This window comes from Thermorhabdus hydrogeniformans (assembly GCF_049310025.1).
GTDB lineage: Bacteria > Bacillota > Thermosediminibacteria > Thermosediminibacterales > Tepidanaerobacteraceae > JBJYKD01.
This window is the reverse complement of sequence record NZ_JBJYKD010000201.1, coordinates 1-260: the sequence shown is the minus strand read 5'-3', so window position 1 is coordinate 260 and position 260 is coordinate 1. Positions and strand designations below refer to the sequence as shown.

The 260-nt window shown below is 40.4% G+C and carries 1 protein-coding gene; it reads left to right on the top strand.

All coding sequences use genetic code 11. From position 1 onward, the window contains the following. A partial coding sequence (locus ACKX14_RS16110; protein ID WP_422449431.1) for a PAS domain S-box protein occupies nt 1-260 on the top strand: 260 nt, incomplete at both ends.

Genomic DNA, 260 nt, shown 5'->3' with positions numbered 1-260 from the left:
ATAATGATCATCATTGTCTCCTCTATTGCTTTCGGCTTTATAATGGCCATCCTCTATATAATAAGAGTTGCCGGTGAAGAGAAGCTAAGGGAGGCTAAGGATAAGCAGCTGGAGGAAAACAGAAAACTGCTAAATGATGTAATAAATAATAGTGCATCACTTATTTATGTCAAGGACCTAACGGGGAGATATACCTTGGTCAATCAACCTATGGAGGAGCTGCTTGGTATAGAGGCTCACCGTATTATCGGAAGAACTGA